Annotated in this window: 5 protein-coding genes; all 5 read right to left on the bottom strand. The window is 60.6% G+C overall.

The genetic code is table 11. The features are described 5' to 3' along the window. Positions 1-296 precede the first annotated feature (296 nt). Entirely contained in the window at positions 297-1,193 is an 897-nt protein-coding gene (locus BTHE68_RS30885) for a cupin-like domain-containing protein (RefSeq protein ID WP_162070099.1), read from the bottom strand. A gap of 21 nt (positions 1,194-1,214) precedes the next feature. Next, the gene (locus tag BTHE68_RS30880; RefSeq protein ID WP_162070098.1) at positions 1,215-1,400 is read right to left on the bottom strand and encodes an MbtH family protein; all 186 of its coding nucleotides are present in this window, start codon (positions 1,398-1,400) and stop codon (positions 1,215-1,217) included. A 95-nt stretch (positions 1,401-1,495) separates the two neighbouring features. Next, on the bottom strand, positions 1,496-3,130 hold the full coding sequence (locus tag BTHE68_RS30875; protein ID WP_162070097.1) for a cyclic peptide export ABC transporter: 1,635 nt from the start codon (positions 3,128-3,130) through the stop codon (positions 1,496-1,498). Positions 3,131-3,150: 20 nt separating this feature from the next. Beyond that, positions 3,151-3,354 (bottom strand): MbtH family protein, encoded by a 204-nt coding sequence (locus tag BTHE68_RS30870; protein ID WP_162070096.1) that lies wholly within the window; start codon positions 3,352-3,354, stop codon positions 3,151-3,153. A gap of 13 nt (positions 3,355-3,367) precedes the next feature. After that, positions 3,368-4,864 carry a 4-hydroxyphenylacetate 3-hydroxylase N-terminal domain-containing protein gene (locus BTHE68_RS30865; RefSeq protein ID WP_162070095.1) on the bottom strand — a complete coding sequence of 499 codons (1,497 nt, stop codon included), beginning with the start codon at positions 4,862-4,864 and terminating at the stop codon, positions 3,368-3,370. Position 4,865 lies beyond the last annotated feature (1 nt).

Raw genomic sequence — 4,865 nt, 5'->3', positions numbered from 1 at the left:
GGCATCAATCCGTATATGCGAGCACGCGGGTGCTCTGGAAACCGATGATCAAGGACATCGTTACCCAACACGCATGGAAGAAATGCACGTTTGTTCGCGTTTCTTCCAGCCGGCCACGGATCCTTGCGTAGTGATCAGACTGTCAAACCTGATTGCCGTCGATATTCGCTTCGCGGGATCTCTCGCATTCGACACAACAGGCCAATCCAATGCGTACAGGATGAGCCCGATGAATTATGGTCGAATTAGAGATGCTCGCGCATCGGCGGTGACAGGGCGATGAAGGGCGGAATCGATCAGGGATTCACGATTCGCGACAGCGAGCCCAGCGCGACGAACGCTCTCATGCGCAGCGCCAGCGCGAGGCTTCCCTGTGCCCGGATGACGTCCCTCACGGCCGGGTCGCTCAACGATCCGAGCCGGTTGAGCGGCGTACGAAAACAATGCGCCAGCGTGATGCCGAACCCGGTATCCGCAGGGTCGACGCCATGCCACCAGAACGGCGGGATATAGAGGACATCGCCGGGCTCGAGCGTCGCTTCGAATTTCATCAGCGACGCGTCCGCGGGAAAGAAACGCGCCCGTTCCTCCATGTGGTGAAGGTTGGACCTGATCGGCCCGGCATACGCGTGCCAGTCTTCATTCGAGAGCCTGAACATCGAGATGCGTTTCGATCCGAGAATCTGTGTCGTCAACGTCTCGTCCGTCGTGTGGTAATGCCACTCGGTCGAAGCATTGCGATAAATGAAAAGACGGTCGCGCGCATAGACGCGTGGCGGCAAATCGCGGTTCGCGCCGAGAAAATCATAGCTGCCGAGATCGGCTTTCCATTCCGGTGGAATGGGCAACGCGCGAATGGCCAACGTGTCTTCCGGCGTGGCGTTGCGCAGTCGCGCGATGGCTTCATCGAGGCGGTACTTCGGCAGGTTCTGGTGCCAGAGTCCGGCCGGACTCGCGTTGAAGGTATCGGATACACCTACCTCACGATTCGTCAGTGCTTCGAGATAACCGGGCGTGCCCCACTTCTTCAATGCAGGCCAGTTCGGGACAGCATGTCTGATGACGACAGGCTGCTGGGCGCAGACGAAATCGCGCCAGAATCTGTCGTGTCCGAGTGTTTCGTTTTCGATCGATGGAAGTTCCACATTCCGGCCCGGAACCAGATCGATAACCTTCACGATGCGCTTTGCCATTTTCTATCCCCAGAGCAAGGTTCAATGAGAACGCGGATCGATCGAACGGGCATCGATGAAGTCGAGGCATTGCCTGAGTGAACTATGCGCATGCTCCACTTCCCAGCCGGACGGCACGTCGAGATGAGCGGGCCAGAGCGAGCGTTGCCGCGATGCGTTGATCAGGACAAGGAACGTGGCTCGTTCATCGTCGAATGGGTTGTCCATGCTGTTGCTCCCTTCGTTCGCGTTTCCAGTCGCAATGAAATATAGGCAAAGGGAGTTAGCAATGAATTAGGGGTCGTGTGAGGGAAAAGATGCGCTCAGGTATCGACGGCCGCCGTCATCACGCGCGCGACTTTTCCTTCTTCCATCCAGACGACCTTGTCGGCGGCGCCGAACCAGCGATCGTCGTGACTGACGGCGATGATCGTCTTTCCTGCCGCCTTCAGCCGCGGCAGCAGTTTCTCGTAGTAATAGCGACGGAACTGCGGGTCCTGATCGGCCGCCCATTCATCGAAGATCAGCACGGGGCGCCCTTCCGCGAGCGCGCTGACCATCGCGAGCCGCTTGCGCTGCCCGCTCGACAGATCCGTGGTGCTGAAACGCCCGAGCTTGTAATGAACCTTGTCGGACAGATCCATTTCCCTGATCAGTTCGGCCAGATCATCCTGCGCGGCATCGAGGCCATAGAGACGATCGAACAGATGAAAGTCGGAGAAGATCACCGAGAACAATTGCCGATACGCCGTCGCATTGGCATCGGTGACGATCTTTTCATCCCAGCGCACTTCGCCGCTATCCTGCGCGTACAATTGTGTGACCAGATTGAGCAAGGTGGATTTGCCGCTGCCGTTGCCGCCTGCGATGAACGTCACTTCGCCTGCCTTGATGAAAAGATCGCACGGACCGACATGAAAGCCCTGCTGTCCGTCCGCATTCTTGTAGCTGTAGCTCACGCCGCTTAGCGTGATGCCGTGCGCCAGTACGGGTGCCGATGCGTCGGGCCCCGATTCGGCCGCGCGTTTGGCCTGCTCCAGTTCGCGTTCGAGCGCGTCCAGGCGGTCCACGGCGAGATCGGCGCGCGACACCGCGGGCAGCGCCTGAATCAGACTGGCGATGGCGCCGCCCGAGAACACGATGACGAGAATGATCTTCGCCGGCGTCGACGTATTGCTGATGTAGTACGGCATCAGAAACACCATGCAACCGAGCAGGCCATAGAAAAACGCGTCGCTCAGCGTCTGGCCGCGATTGAAACCGCGCCCCGAACTCACGCGCAAATCCTGCACGGCGAGCGCCCGCTGCACGATGTAGTTGTCGAAGAGGTCGGTGTCGCGGCGCGCATTCATCTTGATCTCGCGAAAGCCGCGCAGCAAGTGATCGAAGCTCGAACGAAACGCGCTTTCGAGTTCCGTCGCTTCTTTCGACAGCGCTTCCGCATACTTGTAGCTGCTGCGATAAAAGAACGTCGCGACGCCCAGAAACAGCAGCGTGACACCGAACGCAATCAGCGACAGGTAGCCGATATACAGCGCCGAAGACAATAGCTGCGTGACGAAGTAAATCAGCACGATGACGGTCGGCGCGGCTTCCTCGATGGTCTGCAGGTCCCGGCCGATGGCAAAGTCCACGCGCATCGCGCCGATGTTCTCATAGGCCTCCAGGTCCAGCGAACGCACTGCCCGCGCGAGGCTCAGGCGTTTCTGCAGGATGAAGTTGGAGATCACGGTGGTGGTGGCGTTGAGCGCATAGTTCATCGCGAGAAGCAACGCGACGCTCGCGATGAAGAAGAACGCCATCAGATAGAGGTTCGGGCCTTTCGACTGATCCTGGTTCGCGACGGTCGTGACCAGCGCGATCACGCCGGACATCATCACGCCTGGCAAGGTCGAGGCCAGGAGCAAGGGCGTGCGGTCGCGTCTGGCCTCGCCGAACAGCAGCTTGATGAATTTCATAAGTGCTTGTTATCCCCGTGCTACGGCGCTTCGCGCCGCAGGCTTGCCGGCCGTATGTCGGTCCAGTTTTCGTTGATGTAGGCGATGCACGCCTGACGCGTCGCCACGCCGAACACGCTATCCCATCCGGCGGGCACGGCGGCGAACGAAGGCCACAGGGAATGCTGCCCTTCTTCATTGCGCAGCACGAGAAACTCGCCGGTTTCGTCATCGAAAGGATTCATCTCGCTCTCCGGATCATGGCGTTTGCCAGACGGGATTCACCCATCCGTGTTCGTCATAGTCGGCGAGGCACTGATCGACCAGATCGGTCATCTGTGCCAGCGAACCATCCGCCGACGCCATCGCTTGCAGATGCACCTTGATTTCTTCGTGGCTGCCCATGTAGTTGCGTTCGTAGAGTTCGTGACGGCCCGCGAACTCCGAACCGACTGCGTCCCACATGAGCTTCATCAGCTTGATGCGCTCGCGGTGGCCGATCCCGTTCGAGCCGCGCACGTAGCGGGACAGATAGCGGTCGATCTCCGGGTTATCGAAATCGCGCGTGGAGGACGGCAGATAGATCAGCGCCGAAGCCACGATCTTGTGAACGATTTCCTTGATGCGCCCGTAGGCATCCGGCGCAAGCGCGCGATACGCGAGCGCCGCGTGCAGATTCGGCAGCACCGCGCCATGCACCCAGCGATCCGGCTGACGCGCCATCGTGTTGGCGAGCGACCAGAACATGTGACGCAGTGCGATGACTTCGCCGAGCATCACCTGATTGCCGCGAAACTCGTCGCCGCTCGTGACGTGCAGCGCTTTCGAAAGCAGCCCGGTGAGAAAGTCCAGCTTCACCGCGAAACGCGTGCAGCCGTGAAAGCTCGTGCCGTGCATGAAGCCGGAAGCGGTCGGGAAATCCGGCGGCATGGCGTCCGTGCCGTGACTCAGCACGTTTTCCCACGGCACGAATACGCGGTCGAGAATCAGGATCGCGTCGTTCTCGTCGAAGCGGGAACTGAGCGGCGCATCGAAGGGGCTCGACGCCTGCGCTGCCTGATATTCGTACGAGTTGCGGCAGATGAGCTTGAGCCCCGGCGCGTTCATCGGCGTGAAGAACATGACGGCGCGGCTCTTGTCGCTTCGCGCGATGCCCGCGTGATGGCTGAGAAACGTGTAGTGCGTGAACGCGGCGGAGGTCGCGACCACTTTCGCGCCCGAGATGACGAGGCCGCCGTCGGTTTCCTCGTCGATATGAATGTAGACATCCTGCGCCTGCTCGGGCCGCGCGCGATCGATCGGCGGATTGGCGAGCGCGTGATTCATGAAGGGCACCGTTTCCTGCGCGAGCTTGTGCCATTGCCGCGCGTTGTCGGCATGCGCGCCGTAGTAACCGGCGTTGACGTCGAGCGTATTCATGATCGACGCCTTGTAATCCGGCGTGCGTCCCATCCAGCCATAAGTGAGCCGCGCCCACGACGCAATCGCTTCCTGCTGCGCGACCAGATCGTCCGCGTTGCGCGCGTGACGAAAGTAGCGATGCGTGTAGCCGCCGTTTCCCGTGTCCGTCGCGCAGGTGAGCGCGCTCTGATGCGCGGGATCGTGCAGCGCGTCGTAGAGCCGGGCCATCGAGCGCGCGCTGTTGCGAAACGCGGGATGCGCCGCGACGTCGTCGATGCGCTCGCCGTTGAAGAAGACGTCGCGTCCGTCCCGCAGGCTGTCGATAAATGCCCGCCCGGTCAACGGCCGCGCCATC

This window comes from Burkholderia sp. THE68 (assembly GCF_009938265.1).
GTDB lineage: Bacteria > Pseudomonadota > Gammaproteobacteria > Burkholderiales > Burkholderiaceae > Caballeronia.
This window is presented reverse-complemented; position numbering and strand designations above follow the sequence as displayed.

Bases quoted from the DNA above. Each gene is read 5' to 3' on its own strand.
- BTHE68_RS30880 (WP_162070098.1), bottom strand. From the start codon at position 1,400: ATGGACAACCCATTCGACGATGAACGAGCCACGTTCCTTGTCCTGATC.
- BTHE68_RS30870 (WP_162070096.1), bottom strand. From the start codon at position 3,354: ATGAATCCTTTCGATGACGAAACCGGCGAGTTTCTCGTGCTGCGCAAT.
- BTHE68_RS30865 (WP_162070095.1), bottom strand. From the start codon at position 4,864: ATGGCGCGGCCGTTGACCGGGCGGGCATTTATCGACAGCCTGCGGGAC.
- BTHE68_RS30875 (WP_162070097.1), bottom strand. From the start codon at position 3,130: ATGAAATTCATCAAGCTGCTGTTCGGCGAGGCCAGACGCGACCGCACG.
- BTHE68_RS30885 (WP_162070099.1), bottom strand. From the start codon at position 1,193: ATGGCAAAGCGCATCGTGAAGGTTATCGATCTGGTTCCGGGCCGGAAT.